Below are 21,018 nucleotides of genomic sequence, written 5' to 3'. Positions count from 1 at the left end.
CTGTCGGTGCCCGCCGCTAGTCTCGCTCGTATGGCTGTTTCCACGTCCCCTCAGACGCCGATCCCGGTCGGCGAGGTCTCCCGGCTCATCGGCGGTTGGATCGACCGGCTCGGCGCGGTGTGGGTCGAGGGGCAGATCACCCAGCTCTCGCGGCGCCCCGGCGCGGGGGTGGTCTTTCTGACGCTGCGCGACCCCTCGTACGACATCTCGGTGAGCGTGACGTGCTACCGCCAGGTCTTCGACAAGGTCGCCGACGTGGTGAGCGAGGGCGCCCGGGTGGTGGTGCACGCGAAACCGGAGTGGTACGCCCCGCGCGGCCAGCTCTCGCTGCGGGCCGCCGAGATCAAGCCGGTGGGGGTCGGCGAACTCCTCGCCCGCCTGGAGCAGTTGAAGAAGTCGCTGGCGGCGGAGGGGTTGTTCGCCGCGGACCGCAAGAGGCCGCTGCCCTTCCTGCCGCAGCTGATCGGGCTGGTCTGCGGCCGGGCGAGCGCCGCCGAGCGGGACGTCCTGGAGAACGCCCGGCACCGCTGGCCGGCCGTCCGCTTCGCGGTGCGCAATGTGCCGGTGCAGGGCGTGCATGCGGTCCCGCAGGTGGTCGCCGCGGTCCAGGAGCTGGACGCGCTGCCCGAGGTGGACGTGATCATCGTGGCGCGCGGCGGCGGCAGCGTGGAGGACCTGCTGCCGTTCTCCGACGAGCAGCTCGTCCGGGCCGTGAGCGCGGCCGTGACGCCCGTCGTCTCGGCGATCGGCCATGAGCCGGACACCCCGCTGCTGGATCTGGTCGCCGACCTGCGCGCCTCGACGCCGACGGACGCGGCGAAGAAGGTGGTGCCGGACGTGGGCGAGGAGCTGACCCGGGTCCGGCAGCTGCGGGAGCGGGCGCTGCGCGCGATCGACGGCTTTTTGCAGCGCGAGGAGCGCGGACTGGCCGGGGCGCTGCAGCGGCCCTGCATACAGCGGCCACAGCGGATGGTCGAGGAGCGCGAGGAGCAGGTCACGGCGCTGCTGGAGCGCGGCCGGCGGACCCTGGGACATCTGCTGGACCGCGCCGACTCCGAGCTGTCGCACACGCTGGCCCGGGTGGTCGCGCTCTCCCCGAAGGCGACGCTGGAGCGCGGCTATGCGGTCCTGCAGAAGCCGGACGGCACGGCGGTGCGCGCACCGGCCGAGGTCGGCGCGGACGAGACGCTGCGGGCCCGGGTGGCCGAGGGCGAGTTCCGGGTACGGGTGGACGGCGCCCCGGGCGCCGGCACACCCCCCGAATAGTGCACAGACCAACTCTTAGGGTGGGAGACATGGCGAAGGCGAAGACGGACGGCGCGGCGGACGCGGAGCAGGACGCGGCGGCCGGGGCGGCGGCCCCGGTGGAGTCGGTGGACTCCACGCTGGGCTACGAGCAGGCGCGGGACGAGCTGATCGAGGTCGTCCGCAGCCTGGAGGCGGGCGGCACGACGCTGGAGGAGTCGCTCGCGCTGTGGGAGCGCGGCGAGGCGCTGGCGAAGGTCTGCCGGCGCTGGCTGGACGGCGCCCGGGCGCGGCTCGACGCGGCGCTGGCGGAGCCGGACGAGCCGGAGGCGGAGCGCGCCTAGCGGACGGAGCGCGCCGGGAGCCCTGGCGCCCCCCGAGGCGAAGCCTGTGAACCCCCTCACAGCTCCCACGTTTTAGTTGAAACTTAATCTATTTCCTTTACAGTATTTCCCGTATGACCCCTGTGGCGGCTACATGATCACTACTGTCTGTACTGCCACAGAATCCGACCCAGCTCACTCACCGAGGTGCCTCTATGTCTCTCGCCCTTGACGCCGCCGCTCAGGACCTCCTGTTCCGGGAGGCCCAGACCGCCAACACGTTCACGGACGAGCCGGTGACGGACGAGCAGGTCCAGGCCATCTACGACCTGGTGAAGTTCGGCCCGACCGCCTTCAACCAGACGCCGCTGCGGATAACCCTGGTCCGTTCCCAGGAGGCCCGTGAGCGCCTGGTCGCGCACGCCATGGGCGCCAACGGCCCGAAGACGCTCAGCGCGCCGCTGACCGCGATCCTCTCCGTGGACCTGGACTTCCACGAGAAGCTGCCGCAGCTCTTCCCGCACGCCCCGGGCATCAAGGACACCTTCTTCTCCGAGGCCGCGCGCCGCGAGGTCGCCGGCACCCAGAACGCCACCCTCCAGGCCGGCTACTTCATCGTCGGCGTCCGCGCCGCCGGCCTGGCCGCCGGCCCGATGACCGGCTTCGACTTCACCGGCGTCGACAAGGAGTTCTTCGGCGACGGCAAGCAGAAGTCGTTCCTCATCATCAACATCGGCAAGCCGGGCACCGACGCCTTCTTCCCGCGCTCCCCGCGGCTCACCTTCGACGAGGCCGTCGCCACCGTCTGAGCCGACCCGCCCGCACCACGCATGAGGCCGCCGCACCCCTCCCGGGTGCGGCGGCCTCATCGGTGTCGCCGGCGCTCAGCTCTTCTTGGCGACCAGCGCGGCGGCCAGGTCGGCGAGCCGTCCGTAGGGCGCGGTGCCGGTGACGACGGTGGTCACCCCGGGCTCCTCGCGGACCAGTGCGTTGTACTTGTCGCCCTTGTAGCGGTCCCACTTCTTGCTGCCGACGGCCTGCTTGCCCTCGGCCTTGGCCGCCCCGAGCGTGACCTCCCGGATGAACTTCCGCGGCATGGCGTCGCTCTGCTCGACGGCCGCGTACTGCTGCTCCGGGTCGAGCAGGCCCAGATGCCAGGCGCCGCCCTTGCCGTCCTCGCTCGCCTTGTACGACACGGAGGTGGCGCGCCAGGTCTTGGGCAGCCCCTCGGGCGCGGCGACCGCGTAGGGCGCCGCGCGCCGGGCCGTGATCAGTTCGACGCGGTAGTCGACCGTCTTGACCGCGTTCTTCGCCGCGTCCGCGCTCTCGTCGTGCGGGATGAAGATGTAGATCGCCCCGACGAGGATGCCGATCACCGCCAGCGACAGGACCATGTCCCGCACCGTTTGTCTGCCTCGCATACCTGCCACGCCCCTATGGTCCCCCATCCCCGGCGCGGCCCCGACAGGCCCCCCGGCAAAGGCCCTGACCTGCGCAGACAACCACGCGACCGGCTCTGCGGCGGGTGCTCATGCGTAGGGCCCTCTGCTCATTTTGGCGACCTGGAGATACTGTGAACCTCCGGGGGAAACCCCCGCACCCCCGCACAGCCACCCTCATTCCTTCACGGCCTTCGCCGTCCAGAAAGGTGCGCTCGATGAGCGAGCATCATCTCCCGTCCCCGCTCGAGGTCAGCCCCGAGGCCCCGGACCGCAACCTCGCCCTGGAGCTCGTCCGGGTCACCGAGGCCGGCGCCATGGCGTCGGGCCGCTGGGTGGGGCGAGGTGACAAGAACGGCGCGGACGGCGCGGCGGTCAAGGCCATGCGTGCCCTGATCCACACCGTCTCGATGAACGGCGTCGTGGTCATCGGGGAGGGCGAGAAGGACAACGCCCCGATGCTCTACAACGGCGAGCGCGTGGGCGACGGGACCGGCGCGGAGTGCGACGTGGCCGTGGACCCGGTGGACGGGACGACGCTGACCGCCAAGGGCATGGCGAACGCGGTGTCCGTGATGGCGGTGGCCGAGCGCGGCTCGATGTTCGACCCGTCCGCGGTCTTCTACATGGACAAGCTCGCCACGGGCCCGGAGGCGGCGGACTTCGTCGACATCACGGCGCCGGTGGCGGTGAACATCAAGCGGATCGCCAAGGCGAAGAAGTCCGCTGTCGAGGACGTCACCGTCGTCATCCTGGACCGCCCCCGCCACGACGGCCTGGTCAAGGAGGTCCGGGAGGCCGGGGCCCGGATCAAGTTCATCGCCGACGGCGACGTCGCCGGCGCGATCATGGCGGCCCGCGAGGGCACCGGCGTGGACCTGCTGCTGGGCATCGGCGGTACGCCCGAGGGCATCATCGCGGCGTGTGCGCTGAAGTGTCTGGGCGGCGCCTTCCAGGGCAAGCTGTGGCCCAAGGACGACGAGGAGCGGCAGCGCGCGCTGGACGCCGGGCACGACCTGGACAAGGTGCTGGAGATCGGCGACCTGGTCCGCGGCGACAACGTCTTCTTCGTCGCCACCGGCATCACCGACGGCGAACTGCTGCGCGGGGTCCGCTACCGCGCCGAGAACGCCTACACCCAGTCGCTGGTGATGCGCTCCAAGTCCGGCACCATCCGCCAGATCGACTCCCAGCACCGGCTGTCCAAGCTGCGTGCGTACAGCTCGGTGGACTTCGAGCGCCCCAGCTAGCGGGGAGCGGGCCGGCCCGTGCAACCGGCCCGCCCGCCCACGCACTTCGCCCCCGCCGGAGAAGCTCCGGCGGGGGCGAAGTGGCCCATACGCCCTGGGGGTGCGTCCTGCTGGGTGCGTCCTATGGGCCGAAGCCTCCCGCGGCCGTTCAGCCCGCCGCAGGCAGGTGAGCAGCGTGCTGGAGTTCGCTCTCCCGGCGCCGCCGGCGGGTCAGGACGACCCGGCGCTCGGCCGCGGTCAGGCCGCCCCAGACGCCGTACGGCTCGGGTTGGAGCAGCGCGTGCTCCCGGCACTCGACCATCACGGGGCAGCGGGCACAGACCCGCTTCGCGGCCTCTTCTCTGGCCAGCCGCGCGGCGGTCGGCTCCTTGGACGGGGCGAAGAACAGCCCGGCTTCGTCCCGGCGGCACACCGCCTCCGAATGCCAGGGGCCGGCCTCGTCACGAGCAGGCACTTGCTGGGACGGGACGACAGCGGCATCCTGCAGGGGCTGATGCGGTAGCAGCACGGTCTACTCCTGACGACGGCTTCGGCGAGAGAAATCACCCTTGCCCGTCTCGCTGCGCACGGCCTTTTCGCACCCCGCAGCCGTACGAGAGACGATGCACCAGCCCTACCCGCTGTACGCACGCTTATGCACACCGTGGCGATCGTGCGACAAGGAGAAAATCGCGGGTGACGCCCCCCGTTGACGGGGGACCCGCCAACGCGGCGGTGTCCGCCCGCCGTTCCCGGCCTCAGCTCCCCGTGTCCTTGCGGAACCGGTCGCGGCGCTCACGGCGCTCGGCGTGCAGCCGCTCGTGCCCTTCGCGCCGGTCCTGGCGCAGTTGGTGGTGCCGCTCGCGCCGCTCCTCGCGCAGCTCGTGGCGGAGTTCGCGGTGCCCGTCGCGCAGCCGGTCGCGCAGATCGCGGATCCAGGCGCCGCGCTTGGGCCTGGCCTCCACGCTCCCGAGCACGGCATAGCCGTTGACGACGACCTGCGGGGCGTCGGCCTCCTCGGAGTCGTGCGACTCGACCTCGAAGCTGCCCAGGACGCCGGAGCCGCTGCTGCGCAGCGTGATGTTCTCCGGGACCCGGATCTCGACGCTGCCGAAGACGGCCGTGACATTGATCTGGACCTGCCGCTGCGGGAAGACGGCCTCGGTCAGGTCGATCTCGACGCTGCCGAAGAACGCGAAGGCGTTGATCCGCGCGGGCGCCTGCCAGCGGCCCTTGCGGACGGAGGCGCTGAAGATCGCGACGAGGTTCTGGTCGGGGACCGGGGCGCCGGAGCCGTGGGCGTACGCGTCCGGGCCCTGCCGCGCACGGCCGGCGCCGGCCGCGGGGAGGTCGCGGACGACGGGCTCCAGTTCGCCCATGGTCTTGGCGCGGTAGACGGTGTCGATCCGCTCGGCGTGCTCCTCCGGGTCCAGCCGGCCCTCGGCCAGCGCCTCGCGCAGGATCTCTGCGATGCGGTCGCGGTCCGCGTCGGAGGCCCTGAGATCGCCCTCGGCCACCGCGGGCGGCGCGGTCGCCGTCTTGGTCATGTCCACCGGCTGCCGGCCCTGCTTCGCCGGCGGTCCGGGCGGGTTCTCGGGGCCCGGTCGTCCCCCGTTGTCTGCATCCACCGGCCCAGCGTACCGAAACGCGATAGATCGCGACTAGGGCGCGAGGGCAAAGTCCCGCCCTCCCCCGGAAGGCGGCGCCCGCGCCGACTGAGCCTTACCTCACAGCGGCGTCCGCGTGCCGGGGTTCTACGCTGTGGAGGCGCTGCCGTAGACGCCAGCCGGACCTCTCCGAGTAAGGAATGACCTTCGATGCCGGAATTCGCCTACACCGACCTTCTCCCCGTAGGTGAGGACACCACCCCGTACCGCCTCGTCACCGCGGAGGGCGTGAGCACCTTCGAGGCCGACGGCCGGACGTTCCTCAAGGTCGAGCCGGAGGCGCTGCGCAAGCTGGCCGCCGAGGCGATGCACGACATTTCGCATTACCTGCGCCCCACCCACCTCGCCCAGCTCCGCAAGATCCTGGACGACCCGGAGGCCAGCGCCAACGACCGGTTCGTCGCGCTCGACCTGCTGAAGAACGCCAACATCGCTGCCGCGGGCGTCCTGCCCATGTGCCAGGACACCGGCACCGCGATCGTGATGGGCAAGCGCGGCCAGCAGGTCCTGACCGGGGGCGGCGACGAGGAAGCGCTCTCGCGCGGCATCTACGACGCCTACACCCAGCTGAACCTGCGCTACTCGCAGATGGCCCCGCTGACCATGTGGGACGAGAAGAACACCGGCTCCAACCTGCCGGCCCAGATCGAGCTGTACGCGACCGACGGCGGCGCCTACAAGTTCCTCTTCATGGCCAAGGGCGGCGGCAGCGCCAACAAGTCCTTCCTCTTCCAGGAGACCAAGGCGGTCCTCAACGAGGCCTCCATGATGAAGTTCCTGGAGCAGAAGATCCGTTCGCTGGGCACGGCCGCCTGCCCGCCGTACCACCTCGCGATCGTCGTCGGCGGCACCTCGGCCGAGTACGCGCTGAAGACCGCCAAGTACGCCTCCGCGCACTACCTCGACGAGCTGCCCGCCGAGGGCTCCCCCACCGGTCACGGCTTCCGCGACAAGGAGCTGGAGGAGAAGGTCTTCGAGCTGACGCAGAAGATCGGCATCGGCGCCCAGTTCGGCGGCAAGTACTTCTGCCACGACGTCCGCGTCGTCCGCCTGCCCCGCCACGGCGCGTCCTGCCCCGTCGCCATCGCGGTCTCCTGCTCCGCGGACCGCCAGGCCGTCGCGAAGATCACCGCCGAGGGCGTCTTCCTGGAGCAGCTGGAGACCGACCCGGCGCGCTTCCTGCCGGAGACCACCGACGACGAGCTGACCGAGGGCGCCGGCGCGGACCTCGACGCGGTCGCCGTCGACCTCAACCGCCCCATGGACGAGGTCCTGGCCGAGCTGACCAAGCACCCCGTCAAGACCCGCCTGTCCCTCACCGGCACCCTCGTCGTGGCCCGCGACATCGCGCACGCCAAGATCAAGGAGCGGCTGGACGCGGGCGAGGAGATGCCGGAGTACCTGAAGAACCACCCGGTCTACTACGCGGGCCCGGCCAAGACCCCCGAGGGCTTCGCCTCCGGTTCCTTCGGCCCGACCACGGCCGGCCGGATGGACGCCTACGTCGAGCAGTTCCAGGCGGCCGGCGGCTCCAAGGTCATGCTGGCCAAGGGCAACCGCTCGCAGCAGGTCACCGACGCCTGCGCCGCGCACGGCGGCTTCTACCTCGGCTCCATCGGCGGCCCGGCCGCGCGCCTGGCCCAGGACTGCATCAAGAAGGTCGAGGTCCTGGAGTACGAGGAGCTCGGCATGGAGGCGGTCTGGAAGATCGAGGTCGAGAACTTCCCGGCCTTCATCGTCGTCGACGACAAGGGCAACGACTTCTTCCAGGACCCGGCGCCGGCGCCGACGTTCACCAGCATTCCGGTGCGTTCGGGAAGCTGACGCGCCCGTTCCGCTCCCCCCAAAGAGCCCCCGGCACCCGCCGGGGGCTCTTGTGGCACCTCCGCTTGCCGTGCAGCAGCGGACCCAGGTGACGACGCGCCAGATGGCGTCGCCAACGTCGAGAAGGGCACGCGCAGTTGAGGGCGGGCGACTGTGGTACCCCCGTGTTGGCGTCACGAGCAATTGGCATTCTCATGAGGGAGAGCCATTGAACGTACGTAAGGGATCCCGTATCACCCTGGTCACCGGCGCCACGCTCGCGCTCATGGCTGGAATCAGTGGCTCCGGCCATGCCGCCGAGACCCGGGGGACAATCGCGACGATCTACGTCGCGGGTGGCAGTGGCACGTTCCTCGACGGCGGGGACCGGGTCGAGTGCTACGACACCAGGAAGGACGGCTACGGCATCCGCGCCTCTGCGTACTCGCCGAAGGGCGGCGAAACGTGGCGGCAGTACGCGAGCTTCCTGGGCGGCAAGGGCGACCTTCGGCAATCGGCAGACGCGGGCTTCGTCGAAGGCCGCAAGGTGAAGTTGAAGGTGTGCTACGTCAAGCACAACATCGACGTGAAGTGCAGCAAGGACAAGTACGCGACGGCATAGCGGCGTGACGGGCCGCGCCCTTCGGGGCGCGGCCCGCCCATCCGGTCGCGGTGATCGGCTCAGCGCCGGGCCATCGCCTCCTGAGCCCGGCCGCCCTACCCGGTTCACGGTCCACTCCGCGGGTGCCGCGAGAGCACCGGACCCCGGCCGTCCGCCCTGGCACCCCGGCGGACTGCCGGGCCCGGTCTCATGGCTGAGTGCGCCGGGCCACGCTGCGCCGCACCCGGGCACGCACGGCCCGCTGGGCGACCGGGCCCAGCTCCTCCAGCACGCCGACCAGCCCGGACAGTTGCTCCAGCGCGTCCAGGGCCGCGAGCGCCCCGTCGGGATCCACGCCCTCGTACAGCTCCAGGCCGACGAATCCCGCGGCGAGCGCCCGGGAGAGGCCGGCGACGTCCACGAACGCGGCGATCGGCGTCCCGGCCAGCACCCGCGCCAGGACCCCTTCGATCTCCTCGATCCACGAGGAGAGTCCGGCGGCGGTCGCGGGCACGAGCCGGGGCTGGGTCTGGGCCCCGGCCAGGAGCTGGGCGAGGACGGCGACATGGCCGGCGGCGCGCTCCTCGGCATGCAGCTCCCGCCCCAGCTCCAGGAGTTCGGCGAGGCTGCCGACCCGGGCGAGGCGCTCGCGGTAGTGCGCGACACGCTGCTCCGCGCCGTACCGGCAGGCGGCGGCGAGGAGTTCGTCGACACTGCCGAAGTGGTAGAAGACCAGGGCCTGGTTGACTCCCGCGGTGGCGGCGATGGTGCGGGCGGAGGTCTTGGCGATGCCCTGCTCGATGAGCGTCTGCAGCGCGCCGGCGAGCAGTTTCGTACGGGTCTCCGCGCTCACGTCCGCGCCTCCTCGCGCACCGGCCGCAGCCCGGCGCGCACCCCGCGCTCGGCGGCGTCCGTGAACTCCGCCCGGAACGACCCCTCGTAGCCGAAGAGCGGGCCGAACCGCCGGTTGCCGACCCGCACCTGGATGCGGAAGCACCCGGCCGCCTCGTCGTACGACTCGCGCACCACGGCATCGCCCCCGATCAGGTCCGGCACCCGGACGTCGACCGGCCCCTCCCGGAAGCGGTGCTCGCCGGAGCGGATGACCAGGGCCCCGCTGTCGTCGGCCGTGAAGTGCAGGTCGGTGGCGAGGTGCTGGTGGGTGCCCAGGTAGTCGACGACGCAGCCGCGCTCGGGGCTGAAGACCATGGTGGCGTCGAAGCGGCGGGGGCGGCGCGGGAAGGCGAAGGTCCGGACGAAGGTGACGGTCTCGCGCCCGAAGGAGTCCGTGTAGGGGACGTTCTCGATGACGAAGGGGATGTCCCGGCCGGTCTGCGGGACGAGGATGTTGCGGCTGCCGCCGAGGGCCAGGAACGGCCGGACGAAGCTGCGGCCGTGCCAGATCCGGTCCATCGTGCCCCGCCCGACGCACGCCTCACCGCTGTCGAGCCCGACGGAGAAGCGCCGTTGGATGTTCGGGTGGAGCCGGTCGAAGTCGGCGCCGAGGGCGCGCTGGAATATCGAGGTCATCACTGCTCCAGGCTGTCGAGGAGGGCGGTCGGGGCGGCGGCGGTCGGGGCGGCGGCGCTCCCGCTGCGTCCGGCGGCCCGCTCCGGCGGGCGGCGCAGACAGCGCCGGGCCGCGGGGGTGGTGGGGAGGGGCGGCAGCAGCAGGGCGGCGGCCGCCACGGCGGGTACGGTCGCGGCGAGGACGGAGATCGTGGCCACCGGGGCCATGGGGGCCAGGGCCGCGGTGGCGGCGACGGCGGCGATACGGGCGAACAGCTCCGCGAGGGCGTGGCGCAGCGACCGCTCGGGGGTGATCCCGCGCTCGCACCACAGCCGCAGCCGGTCGAAGGACCAGGCGGTGGCCCAGCCCATGAGCGGCCGGAAGAAGAGCCGGTCGACGACCCGGCCGAAGCGGCCCCAGCGCGGCCGGTAGTCGTATCCGGTGAGGAACCGCAGCGCCTCGCCGTCCGGGACGTACCGCCAGTACCCGCGGCCCTCCTCGATCAGCGACAGCGGGTGCGCCGAGGCGAAGCGGAGGGCTGAAGTCCGGGTGCCGTCGGGCCGGTTCCGCTCCCCGGCAGAGACGCCGGTGCCGTCGACCGCGAGCCACGGCAGCACGCGGGTGGCGTACCGGAAGCGCTGCGGCTCCCCCGGCGCGCACGGCAGATAGTCGATCTCACCGAACCGCAGGTCCCAGCGCTGATGCTGCTGCGGCTCCTGGCTCCGGTCCCACACCTCACCGATCCCGGCACGTATGCGGGCCTCCACGTACAACCCCATGCGACATCCCCCTCCCACGCGTTTGAGCGACTGCTCAAACGCAGCGTAGAGCGTTTTGAGCAGTCGCTCAAGCGCGGGTACGGCAAGGCAGGTTGCCCCGCACCGGCTCCCACGGCGGTGGGCCATCGCGCCGGCCGCCGTGAAGCGGAACCGAGCGCGCCGCCGGAGCGGGCGGCGCGCGGCCGGGATGACGGGCGGTCACCTCCGCCTGATCCGGCCCGCCGAAGGGCCACTGCCCCGCAGCCAGGTGACATCCGGCCGGTGCCCGGGAACAGATCGGGGTTCCCGGGCACTGACATAGGTATGAGTGACAACGGCGCATTCGGCGACTCCGGCGGCTTTCGGACCGAGCACGACTCCATGGGGGAGGTGCGGGTGCCCGCGCATGCGAAATGGCGGGCGCAGACGCAGCGTGCGGTGGAGAACTTCCCGGTCTCGGGGCAGCGGCTGGAGCGGGCGCACATCGAGGCGCTGGCGCGGATCAAGGGCGCGGCGGCCAAGGTGAACGGCGAGCTGGGGGTGCTGGACAAGGACATCGCGGAGGCCGTGCAGGAGGCCGCCGCGGCCGTCGCGGAGGGGCAGTGGGACGACCACTTCCCCATCGACGTGTTCCAGACGGGGTCGGGCACGTCGTCGAACATGAACACCAACGAGGTCGTCGCGACGCTGGCGAGCGAGCGGCTGGGCCGGGAGGTCCATCCCAACGACCACGTCAACGCCAGCCAGTCGTCCAACGACGTCTTCCCGTCGTCGATCCACATCGCGGCGACGTCCGCGGTCCTGACCGATCTGATCCCGGCGCTGGAGCATCTGGCGGAGGCGCTGGAGCGCAAGGCGGCGGAGTTCGCCGAGGTCGTGAAGTCGGGGCGGACGCATCTGATGGACGCCACGCCGGTGACGCTGGGGCAGGAGTTCGGCGGCTATGCCGCCCAGGTGCGGTACGGCGTCGAGCGGCTGCGGGCGTCGCTGCCGCGGCTGGCGGAACTGCCGCTGGGCGGCACGGCGGTGGGGACGGGCATCAACACCCCGCCGGGGTTCTCGGCCGCGGTCATCGCGGAGGTGGCGCGGGTGACGGGGCTGCCGCTGACCGAGGCGCGCGATCACTTCGAGGCGCAGGGGGCGCGCGACGGGATCGTCGAGACCAGCGGGCAGTTGCGGACGATCGGGGTCGGGCTGACGAAGATCGCCAACGATCTGCGGTGGATGGCGTCGGGGCCGCGGACCGGGCTCGCGGAGATCGCGCTGCCGGATCTGCAGCCGGGTTCTTCGATCATGCCGGGGAAGGTCAACCCGGTGATCCCGGAGGCGGTGCTGATGGTGGCCGCGCAGGTCACCGGCAATGACGCGACGGTGGCGGCGGCGGGCGCGGCCGGCAACTTCGAGCTGAACGTGATGCTGCCGGTCATCGCGCGCAATGTGCTCGAATCGATGCGGCTGCTGGCCAATGTGGCGCGGCTGCTGGCGGACCGCACGGTCGACGGGATCACCGCGAACGCGGAACGGGCCCGGGAGTACGCCGAGTCGTCGCCGTCGGTCGTCACCCCGCTCAACAAGTACCTCGGGTACGAGGAGGCCGCGAAGGTCGCCAAGAGGTCGCTCGCCGAGCGGAAGACCATTCGCGAGGTGGTCCTGGAGGGCGGCTATGTCGAGCGGGGGCTGCTGAGCGAGGAGCAGTTGGACGAGGCGCTGGACGTGCTGCGGATGACGCGTCCTTGAACCGGCCGGCCCCTCGCCGCCCGCGCCGGCACTCCTGTTGCGGGCGCGGGTCGCGGGGGCGGCCCGCATTATCCTGCCCGTAACGCCCGGTGCGTCTCATGTCACGGCGCGCGTCGTGCCGCGCCTCTAAGATCTGCGCATGACAGCGGACATGGTGGACACGACGGAAGGCGAGACGCCCGGCGGACGCGGGACGGCCGGGGCGGGGCAGGCGGCGGGTGGTGCGACGGGAGCGTCGCACTGGGCGCCGGGGGACCACGTCCTGTGGCGCTACCGCGACAACGCCGACGCCGGACGGTTCCACATCTGCCGCCCGATGACCGTTGTCCAGGACACCGACGAGCTGCTCGCGGTGTGGATGGCGCCGGGCACGCCCTGCATCAAGCCGATGCTCGCCGACGGCACCCCGGTGCACCGCGAGCCGCTGTCCACCCGCTACACCAAACCGCGCCGGACCGTGCACGACCAGTGGTTCGGCACCGGCGTGCTGAAGCTGGCGCGGCCCGGCGACCCGTGGTCGGTGTGGCTGTTCTGGGAGCGCGGCTGGCAGTTCAAGAACTGGTACGTCAATCTGGAGGAGCCGCGGCGCCGTTGGTCGGGCGGCATTGACTCCGAGGACCACTTCCTCGACATCTGCGTCTATCCGGACCGGCACTGGGAGTGGCGGGACGAGGACGAGTTCGCGCAGGCGCAGCGGGACGGGCTGATGACGGACGCACAGGCCTCCGAGGTCAGATCGGCCGGCCGGGCCGCGATCGCACAGATCACGGCCTGGCGGGCGCCGTACGCCGACGGCTGGGAGGACTGGCGCCCCGACCCGGCCTGGGACGTCCCCGGGCTCCCGGACGACTGGGACCGCGCACCGGATCGTTTGCGGTCGTGAGGGAGCGAAGGGAAAACGGGCGACTGAAGGGGGCGAACCGTGGAAAGGTGCGCCTATGGGCACAGCACGATCCTGCGGGGCGAGGAGCGGGGCCGAGCCCCCTTGCTGTGCCCCGGGTCTTCAAACGTAGGATCGTCCTCCGCAAGACTGCACAGGCGCAACTCCAGAACGGGAAAACGAACTTGACCGCGGTCGCAGGAGGGGCGAGGTCGTGAGCGCGACTCACTACGACGAATACGAAGGGCTGCACCGGTTAGCACTGGACCGGGCCGGCCAGGCCGAGGCGTTCGACGCCATCGGCGACCGGTACGACGACGCCTTTCCCCACAAGGAGGGCCAGCTCGCCTCGGGCACCTGGCTGGCCGACACCCTGCCCGCCGGCTCGCGCGTCCTGGATCTCGGATGCGGCACGGGCCTGCCGACCGCCCGTCAACTCTCGGACGCCGGACACCGCGTCGTGGGAATCGACCTCTCCCCCTCGATGATCGCCCTGGCCCGGGCGAACGTCCCGGGCGCCGACTTCCACCGGCTGGACATCGCCGATCTGCGCGGCGGCCGGCTCGGCGGCCCCGGCTCCTTCGACGGTGTCGCCGCCTATTTCTCGCTTCTGATGCTGCCCCGTGCGGAAATCCCTTACGCACTGGGCCTGCTCCATGATCTGCTACGACCGGAGGGGCTGCTGGCCCTGTCCATGGTCGAGGCGGATGTGGACGACTTCACCATTCCGTTCCTGGGCAACTCGATCCGGGTATCGGGTTACCTGCGGGACGACCTGCGCCGGGTCGTGCACGACGCGGGTTTCGACGTCGTCGGGGAGGATGCCTACGCATACGCCCCGTCGAGTACGGACGTACCACCCGAGATCCAGCTCTTTCTGCACCTGCGACGCGCCTGAGACGCAGCGCGTGGGGCGCGTCCCGTACGGGCGGCGCGCTCATAACGCGGCGCGTTCGGCGCACAGCCCCGGACGGATGGAATCCCACGCGTGACGGAGCACCCCACCTCCCACGAATCGCGACGGTCGGCCCCGACCGCCGCGCCCTCGGCGTCCCCCGCGCGGGGGCCGGCAGGGACGGCGTCGTTCGGCGCGGTCCCCGACCCGCGCAGCGCCCTGCAGCAGCCCGCGGCGGCGGGGTTCGCCCCGTCGCCCGGCGCCGGGTTCGCGGTGCGCGGCGGTGACGACATAGGCCTCGCCGGGGTCGCCGTCGCCGCCTCGGCCGGTCCGCCGGCGGGCCGCCACGAGGACGAGCCGGCCGTGGACCACGGCGCGGCGCGGCGGGACCCGTCGGCGGACGCGGACGGCGCCGCGGCGGGCCACACCGGCGGGCGCACCAGTGATCACAGCGCCGCTCACAGCAGCGGCCATGCCGCCGCACGGGACGTCTCGCTCCCGTACGGGGAGGCGTACGGCGACACGTACGGGGAGGTGGCCATGCCTGCGCAAGGACGGCCGGGCGGAGCGGCGGACGCGGGGCGCGAGACGGCCCGTGCCGGTCGGCGGACGGCGCAGGGCGCGGTGGGCCGCGCCGAGGCGCCGGAGCCGGGCGAGGAGCCGCACCACGGGCAGCGCCCGCGGCACGGCGGCGAGGGCATCGGACGGCCGCGGGAGGGCGGCGGCGGGCGGTCGCGGCCGCACGCCGGCGACCCGGGCGGGACGGTGCCGGGACAGCCGGCGGCGCCGCACGGCGGCCGGTCCGCCGGGCCGGGTGCCCATGGCGAAGTGTCGCGTCCGGCGGCCGGGGAGGTCACCGCCTCCCAGGTGCCCGGCCCGGCCGGTGCGCCGCAGGGCCCGCCGCCCGTGCCGCCGGCCCGCTCGGCGCATCCGGGCGAGAGCGGCGAGGTGGCCGCGGCCCGGCAGGCGGGCGGCGACCGGCTGCGGTTCATCGGGGCGGCGACGCGGCGGATCGCCCGCGGTATCGACCTGGACGAGATCGTGCTCGGGCTGTGCCGGGCGACGGTGCCGACGTTCGCCGACGCCATCCTCGTCTACCTGCGCGATCCGCTGCCGGTGGGCGACGAGCGCCCCACCGGCCCGGTGGTGCTGCGGCTGCGGCGCACCGACCGGATCCCGGAGGAGCCGGACACCAACGGCGGCCGGCTGCCGGTGCTGCCCGCGCAGCCCGATCTGGGCCCGGCGATGGGCGGCAGCGCGGCGGAGCTGGCCGAGGTGGAGCCCGGCGGCCCGCTGGCGGAGGTGCTGCGGGGCGTACGGCCGCTGTTCGGCGAGGCCCAGGCGGCGCGGACGGCGCTGCCGGAGCTGCTGGGGCCGGATCCGCGGCTGCCCGGCGGCCACCGGGTGATCCTGGCGCCGCTGCGCGGCCGCCGCCGGGTGATCGGCGCGGCGGTGTTCCTGCGCCGCCCGGACCGCCCGGCGTTCGAGCCGGACGATCTGCTGGTGGCCGCGCAGTTGGCGACGCACACCGCGCTGGGCGTCGACAAGGCGGTGCTCTACGGCCGTGAGGCGTACATCGCCGACGCGCTGCAGCGCACCATGCTGCCGGACTCGCTGCCGCAGCCCACCGGCGTCCGGCTGGCCAGCCGCTATCTGCCGGCCGCCGAGACGGCGCGGGTGGGCGGCGACTGGTACGACGCGATCCCGCTGCCGGGCAGCCGGGTGGCGCTGGTGGTCGGCGACGTCATGGGGCACTCGATGACCTCGGCCGCGATCATGGGCCAGTTGCGCACGACCGCGCAGACGCTGGCGGGGCTGGACCTGCCGCCGCAGGAGGTGCTGCACCACCTCGACGAGCAGGCCCAGCGGCTGGGCACGGACCGGATGGCGACCTGCATGTATGCGGTCTACGACCCGGTCGCGCACCGGATCACCATCGCCAACGCCGGGCATCCGCCGCCGGTGATGCTGCACCGCGGCGGGCGCGCCGAGGTGCTGCGGGTGCCGTCGGGCGCGCCGATCGGGGTCGGCGGGGTGGACTTCGAGGCGGTGGAGCTGGACGCCCCGGCGGGCGCCACCCTGGTCCTCTACACCGACGGCCTGGTCGAGTCGCGGATCCGGGACGTGTGGACCGGGATCGAGCAGCTGCGGGAGCGGCTGGCGGAGACGGCCCGGCTGACGGGGCCCAACCCGCCGCCGCTGGAGCCGATGTGCGACGAGGTCCTCGACATGCTGGGCCCCGGCGACCGCGATGACGACATCGCGCTGCTGGCGGCCCGGTTCGACGGGATCGCGCCGAGCGATGTCGCGTACTGGTATCTGGACCCGAAGGCGCAGACGGCCGGGCAGGCCCGCCGGCTGGCCCGGCGGGCGCTGGCGCGCTGGGGTCTGGAGGAGCTGACCGACCAACTGGAGCTGCTGGTCAGCGAGGTCGTGACGAATGCGGTGCGGTACGCGGAGCGGCCGATCACGCTGCGGTTGCTGCGAACGGACGTACTGCGCTGCGAGGTGGGCGACGACGTCCCGCAGCTGCCGCGGCTGCGCCAGGCCCGGCCGTCGGACGAGGGCGGGCGCGGCCTGTACCTGGTCAACCGGATGGCCCGGCGCTGGGGCGCGACCCGTCTGAGCATGGGAAAGGTCGTCTGGTTCGAGCTGTCGATGCCGCCGGGGGCGGTGCGCCGCTGACGCCGGCGGCCCCGGCGCGCCGCGCATCCCACATGTTGGACCCCGTCTGAGACCGGACGGGGTCCAACTCTTGCCGACGTGCCGTCGGGGTAGTTGACTGCTTGGGTGGATGTAAGGGACTGACCGCCCCAATTCGGGCTGCCCCGCTTCGGGACCGACCGACCCCTACTTCCCGTCGTCGAAACAGGAGGCACTCCTCCATGACCAGCACCGCGCACAACGTCCCGCGCACGACGAACAACGCCGGCGTCCCGGTGGAGAGCGACGAGCACTCGCTGACCGTGAGCCCGGACGGCCCCATCCTGCTCCAGGACCACTACCTCATCGAGAAGATGGCCCAGTTCAACCGCGAGCGGGTCCCCGAGCGGGTGGTGCACGCCAAGGGCGCCGGCGCCTATGGTTTCTTCCAAGTCACCAATGACGTGAGCCAGTTCACCAAGGCAGACCTCTTCCAGCCGGGAAAGACCACCGAGATGCTCGCGCGCTTCTCGACCGTCGCGGGTGAGCAGGGCTCCCCCGACACCTGGCGCGACCCCCGTGGCTTCGCCCTGAAGTTCTACACCGAGGACGGCAACTACGACCTGGTGGGGAACAACACCCCGGTCTTCTTCGTCCGTGACACGATCAAGTTCCAGGACTTCATCCGCTCCCAGAAGCGCCGCCCGGACAACGGGATGCGCGACAACGACATGCAGTGGGACTTCTGGACGCTGTCCCCGGAGTCCGCCCACCAGGTCACCTGGCTGATGGGCGACCGCGGCATCCCCAAGACCTACCGCCACATGAACGGCTACGGCTCGCACACCTACATGTGGGTCAACGCCGGCGGCGAGAAGTTCTGGATCAAGTACCACTTCAAGACCGACCAGGGCATCGACTTCCTCACCCAGGAGGACGCGGACCGGATCGCCGGCGAGGACGGCGACTATCACCGCCGTGATCTGTTCGAGGCCATCGACGGCGGCAACGCCCCGTCGTGGACGCTGTATGTGCAGGTCATGCCGTTCGACGACGCCCCGGACTACCGGTTCAACCCGTTCGACCTGACCAAGGTGTGGCCGCACGGCGACTACCCGCTGATCGAGGTCGGGCGGATGACGCTCAACAAGAACCCCGAGGACTACTTCATCCACATCGAGCAGGCGGCGTTCGAACCGTCCAACATGGTGCCGGGGGTCGGCCCGTCGCCGGACAAGATGCTGCTGGGCCGGCTGTTCTCGTACGCGGACACCCACCGGTACCGCATCGGCCCGAACTACGCGCAGCTGCCGCCCAACCGGCCGCACGTCCCCGTCCACTCGTACGCGAAGGACGGCCCGATGCGGTACGAGCCCTCCCGCGCGGCCCGGCCCTACGCGCCGAACAGCTACGGCGGCCCGGCGGCGGACACCCTGCGCTACGGGGAGCCCGCGGGCTGGGAGACCGGCGGGCAGATGGTCCGCGAGGCCTACACGCTGCGCCGGGACGACGACGACTTCGGCCAGCCGGGCACGATGGTCCGCCAGGTACTCGACGACGCGGCCCGCGACCGGCTCGTGGGCAACGTCTCCGGCCACCTGCTCAACGGCGTCAGCCGTCCGGTGCTGGACCGGGCGCTGCAGTACTGGCGCAACATCGACAAGAACGTGGGCGACCGGATCGCCCACAAGGTGAACGGCGGCTGAGCGCCACCGCTCCGTACCGCACCGCGGCCCCCGCCTCTGCCGAGGTGGGGGCCGCGGTGCCGGGCACGTCAGTCGAAGCCGGGCAGGCTGTCGGTGCGGTTCCCGCCGTCGCCGGTGCCGCCCTCGCCACCGGCCGGGCCGCCGTTGCCGCCGCCGGCACCGCCGTCCGCGCCGCCGCTCGGCGGGCCGGAGCTGGAGCCGGACGGGCCGGGCGGGCTGGGCCGGCCGCTCTGGGACTGCGAGGGGGTGCCGCTCGGCTTCGACGGGGTCGGTGACGGCGAACCGCTCGGCGTCTCGGACGGGGTCGGGCTGGGCGACGTCGACTGGCTCGGCGTCGGGGTGATGGTCGGCGGGACCCCGGCGCCCAGCTCCGTGTCCAGCTCGAAGTCCGCGCCGGTGTTGCCGTTCAGCGCCGCCTCGGTGTAGTCCGCCCACACCCGGGCCGGGTAGCCGCCGCCGTTGACCCGGCCGTCGCCGCCGGCGTTCTTGAGGGTGACCTGCCGGCCGCCCTGCGGGGACTCGCCGAACATGCCGACGGCGGTGACCAGCTTGGGCGTGTAGCCCACGAACCACGCCGACTTGTCGTCGTCGGAGGTGCCGGTCTTGCCCGCCGCCTTGTAGGCGGTGTTCTTCACGGCCTGCGAGGCGGTGCCGTCGTTGACCACGCCCGTCAGCACGGAGGTGACGGTGTCGGCGGTCTTGCGGCTGAGCACCTGGTCGCCGATCGGGTTCTTCAGCGGGACCTTGGTCTCGGCGCCGTTGACGCTGTGCGAGGCCTGGGTGACCAGCGTCGGGGTGACCTTCTTGCCGTGGTTGTCGAGGGTGGCGTAGGCCCCGGCCATCTGGAGCGGGCTGGCGCCCATGGTGCCCAGGGTCATGGCGGGCTTGACGTCCATCGTGTCGGCCATGCCGAGGCTGACCGCGGTCTCCTTGACCTTTTCCAGGCCGACGTCCGCACCCATCTGCGCGAAGACCGCGTTGACGGAGTTGTTGGTCGCCGTCTGGACGCTGATCTTCCCGTACTGCTGCTCGTCCTCGTTGGGCGGCGCGAAGGGGATGGTGCCGCCGACGACCGGACGGCGGTTGCGGCCGTCGTAGACCGTGTCCGGGTTGATCGGGACGCCGTCCTGGGTGACCGCGTTGTTCTCCATCGCGGAGGCCAGGATCAGCGGCTTGAAGGTGGAGGCCGCCTGGTAGTCGGTGCGGGTGGCGTTGTTCCGGTAGTGCTTGGGCGGGCCCTCGCCGCCGTACATCGCCACGATGCGACCGGTCTTGGGGTCCACCGAGGTGGCGCCGAGCTGGGCGTCCGCGTCGACCTTGCGCTTCTTGGGGTCGAGGTCGGCGAGGAGCTTGCGCTTGACGGCCCGCTCCAGCGCCTTCTGCTTGTTCTTGTCGATGCCGAGGGTGACCGTCCAGCCGCCGGCCGCGAACTGCTTCTCGTCGACGCCCTGGGCGAAGAGCTCCTGCTTGGCCTGCTCGACCAGGTAGTTGGTCTGGCCGCTCACCCCGCTCAGCGGCTTGGGGTCCTTCGGCACCTGGAAGGTCTGCTTGCGGCGGTCCTCCGGGGAGAGCCACTTCATCTCGACCATGTTGTCGAGGGTGTAGGCCCAGCGCTCCTTGACCCGCTTCCGGCCGGCCTCGGTCGCCAGGGTCCAGTCGTACTGGTTCGGGGCCTGGAGCAGCGAGGCCAGGTAGGCGCCCTGCGAGACGGTCAGCTTCTCGACGTCCACACCGTAGTAGGCCTGGGCGGCGGCCTGGATGCCGTAGGCGCCGCGGCCGTAGTAGCTGGTGTTGATGTAGCCGGCGAGGATGTCGTCCTTGCCGTACTTGTTGTCCACCTTGAGCGAGATGACGATCTCCTGGAGCTTGCGGGAGACCGTCTGCTCCTGGCTCAGGTAGTAGTTCTTGACGTACTGCTGGGTGATCGTCGAACCACCCTGCTTGCCCTGGCCCCGCAGGGTGTTCAGGACGCCGCGCAGGGTGCCCTTCAGGTCGACGCCGGAGTCGTCGTAGAAGGTCTTGTTCTCCGCGGCGACGAAGGTGCGCTGCACGTCCTTGGGTATCCGGCTGAGCGGGACGTTCTCCCGGTTGCGCAGACCGGTGCGCGCCATGACCTTGCCGTCGGCGTACTTGTAGACGTTGCTCTGCAGCTTGGCGTCGTTGTTCCCCTTGGGGATGTCCACGTACAGATACAGGCCGATGAAGCCGAGGATGCCCAGCAGGCACACCCCGAGGAAGGCCCCGAGGAGCTTCTTCCAGGTGAAGAAGCGGCGTATGCCGGACTTCTTGTCCTTCTGTTTGGCCCGGCGGGCGCTCCCCTGTCGCGCCCGTCTCGCGTCCGCTCGGCCCATCGCTTCAGCAACTCCAGTCGTTCCGCCCCCAGCTAACTCAGCTGTTGAAGCTAACACCGCATCTGTCAACAAATACTCATCGATCAAGGCTTTTCCCGACGTGACAAACAGCACCCGGCCTTGCGGAACCAAGGGGTGGGTGTTCTGCGTCGCCACGCCCCCACCTGGGATCTTTCCGTCGGCGGACCCCCGTACGAGCACTGGACACCTCGCTGCGCCAGGGCTTAAAGTG

The 21,018-nt window shown here is 71.7% G+C and carries 17 protein-coding genes and 1 pseudogene; 11 read left to right on the top strand and 7 right to left on the bottom strand.

Annotation, left to right across the window (positions count from 1 at the left end):
- Positions 1–30: 30 nt before the first annotated feature.
- From xseA to AB0411_RS18985, 3 genes are all read left to right on the top strand, one after another.
- Complete coding sequence (gene xseA, locus AB0411_RS18995; protein WP_366418434.1) at positions 31–1,266, top strand: exodeoxyribonuclease VII large subunit; 1,236 nt, start codon at positions 31–33, stop codon at positions 1,264–1,266.
- A 29-nt stretch (positions 1,267–1,295) separates the two neighbouring features.
- Positions 1,296–1,589 carry an exodeoxyribonuclease VII small subunit gene (locus tag AB0411_RS18990; protein WP_366418433.1) on the top strand — a complete coding sequence of 98 codons (294 nt, stop codon included), beginning with the start codon at positions 1,296–1,298 and terminating at the stop codon, positions 1,587–1,589.
- A gap of 194 nt (positions 1,590–1,783) precedes the next feature.
- Entirely contained in the window at positions 1,784–2,377 is a 594-nt protein-coding gene (locus AB0411_RS18985; RefSeq protein WP_366418432.1) for a malonic semialdehyde reductase, read from the top strand.
- Between the two features lie 75 nt (positions 2,378–2,452).
- Here the strand turns inward: AB0411_RS18985 and AB0411_RS18980 are convergent, their stop codons facing one another.
- Entirely contained in the window at positions 2,453–2,962 is a 510-nt protein-coding gene (locus tag AB0411_RS18980; protein ID WP_403147237.1) for a DUF4245 domain-containing protein, read from the bottom strand.
- Between the two features lie 263 nt (positions 2,963–3,225).
- Between AB0411_RS18980 and glpX the strand changes: the two genes are divergently transcribed.
- A complete protein-coding gene (glpX, locus tag AB0411_RS18975) occupies positions 3,226–4,257 on the top strand; it encodes a class II fructose-bisphosphatase (RefSeq protein ID WP_030981453.1) in 1,032 nt (343 codons plus the stop codon).
- 148 nt (positions 4,258–4,405) lie between these two features.
- Here glpX and AB0411_RS18970 read toward each other — a convergent pair whose 3' ends face one another.
- Both AB0411_RS18970 and AB0411_RS18965 read right to left on the bottom strand, forming a co-directional pair.
- Entirely contained in the window at positions 4,406–4,765 is a 360-nt protein-coding gene (locus AB0411_RS18970) for a WhiB family transcriptional regulator (RefSeq protein ID WP_366418431.1), read from the bottom strand.
- Positions 4,766–5,144: 379 nt separating this feature from the next.
- Positions 5,145–5,783 (bottom strand): annotated as a pseudogene (locus tag AB0411_RS18965) (DUF1707 SHOCT-like domain-containing protein); the annotation flags it as partial.
- Between the two features lie 270 nt (positions 5,784–6,053).
- Between AB0411_RS18965 and AB0411_RS18960 the strand changes: the two are divergent.
- Together AB0411_RS18960 and AB0411_RS18955 are read left to right on the top strand one after the other, a co-directional pair.
- Complete coding sequence (locus tag AB0411_RS18960; protein ID WP_366418430.1) at positions 6,054–7,727, top strand: fumarate hydratase; 1,674 nt, start codon at positions 6,054–6,056, stop codon at positions 7,725–7,727.
- Positions 7,728–7,992: 265 nt separating this feature from the next.
- On the top strand, positions 7,993–8,328 hold the full coding sequence (locus tag AB0411_RS18955) for a hypothetical protein (RefSeq protein WP_366418429.1): 336 nt from the start codon (positions 7,993–7,995) through the stop codon (positions 8,326–8,328).
- 187 nt (positions 8,329–8,515) lie between these two features.
- On the opposite strand, the gene AB0411_RS18950 is transcribed toward AB0411_RS18955, so the two are convergent.
- The 3 genes from AB0411_RS18950 to AB0411_RS18940 are packed head-to-tail and all read right to left on the bottom strand — an operon-like array spanning position 8,516 to position 10,595.
- Positions 8,516–9,160, bottom strand: coding sequence for a TetR/AcrR family transcriptional regulator (locus AB0411_RS18950; RefSeq protein ID WP_366418428.1), 645 nt, complete (start codon positions 9,158–9,160; stop codon positions 8,516–8,518).
- Complete coding sequence (locus AB0411_RS18945) at positions 9,157–9,837, bottom strand: DUF4166 domain-containing protein (protein ID WP_366418427.1); 681 nt, start codon at positions 9,835–9,837, stop codon at positions 9,157–9,159. Before AB0411_RS18945 ends, AB0411_RS18950 begins: the two co-directional genes overlap by 4 nt.
- Positions 9,837–10,595: a hypothetical protein gene (locus AB0411_RS18940; protein ID WP_366418426.1), complete on the bottom strand. Its 759-nt coding sequence runs from the start codon at positions 10,593–10,595 to the stop codon at positions 9,837–9,839. Before AB0411_RS18940 ends, AB0411_RS18945 begins: the two co-directional genes overlap by 1 nt.
- Before the next feature lie 303 nt (positions 10,596–10,898).
- Here AB0411_RS18940 and AB0411_RS18935 point away from each other — a divergent pair, with 303 nt between their 5' ends.
- The 5 genes from AB0411_RS18935 to AB0411_RS18915 all read left to right on the top strand — a co-directional run bounded on the left by AB0411_RS18935 (position 10,899) and on the right by AB0411_RS18915 (position 18,435).
- Complete coding sequence (locus AB0411_RS18935) at positions 10,899–12,311, top strand: class II fumarate hydratase (RefSeq protein WP_366418425.1); 1,413 nt, start codon at positions 10,899–10,901, stop codon at positions 12,309–12,311.
- 139 nt (positions 12,312–12,450) lie between these two features.
- On the top strand, positions 12,451–13,194 hold the full coding sequence (gene fomD / locus AB0411_RS18930) for a cytidylyl-2-hydroxypropylphosphonate hydrolase (protein ID WP_366418424.1): 744 nt from the start codon (positions 12,451–12,453) through the stop codon (positions 13,192–13,194).
- 211 nt (positions 13,195–13,405) lie between these two features.
- Entirely contained in the window at positions 13,406–14,089 is a 684-nt protein-coding gene (locus AB0411_RS18925; protein WP_366418423.1) for a class I SAM-dependent DNA methyltransferase, read from the top strand.
- Between the two features lie 90 nt (positions 14,090–14,179).
- Positions 14,180–16,771, top strand: coding sequence for a SpoIIE family protein phosphatase (locus AB0411_RS18920; RefSeq protein WP_403147005.1), 2,592 nt, complete (start codon positions 14,180–14,182; stop codon positions 16,769–16,771).
- A gap of 200 nt (positions 16,772–16,971) precedes the next feature.
- Complete coding sequence (locus AB0411_RS18915) at positions 16,972–18,435, top strand: catalase (protein WP_366418422.1); 1,464 nt, start codon at positions 16,972–16,974, stop codon at positions 18,433–18,435.
- A 68-nt stretch (positions 18,436–18,503) separates the two neighbouring features.
- Here the strand turns inward: AB0411_RS18915 and AB0411_RS18910 are convergent, their stop codons facing one another.
- Positions 18,504–20,786, bottom strand: coding sequence for a transglycosylase domain-containing protein (locus AB0411_RS18910; protein WP_366418421.1), 2,283 nt, complete (start codon positions 20,784–20,786; stop codon positions 18,504–18,506).
- Between the last annotated feature and the right edge of the window lie 232 nt (positions 20,787–21,018).

Source organism: Streptomyces angustmyceticus (assembly GCF_040701845.1).
Classification (GTDB): Bacteria; Actinomycetota; Actinomycetes; order Streptomycetales; family Streptomycetaceae; genus Streptomyces; species Streptomyces angustmyceticus_A.
The sequence above is the reverse complement of the archived record's forward strand: the minus strand, read 5'-3'. Positions and strand labels throughout refer to the sequence as shown.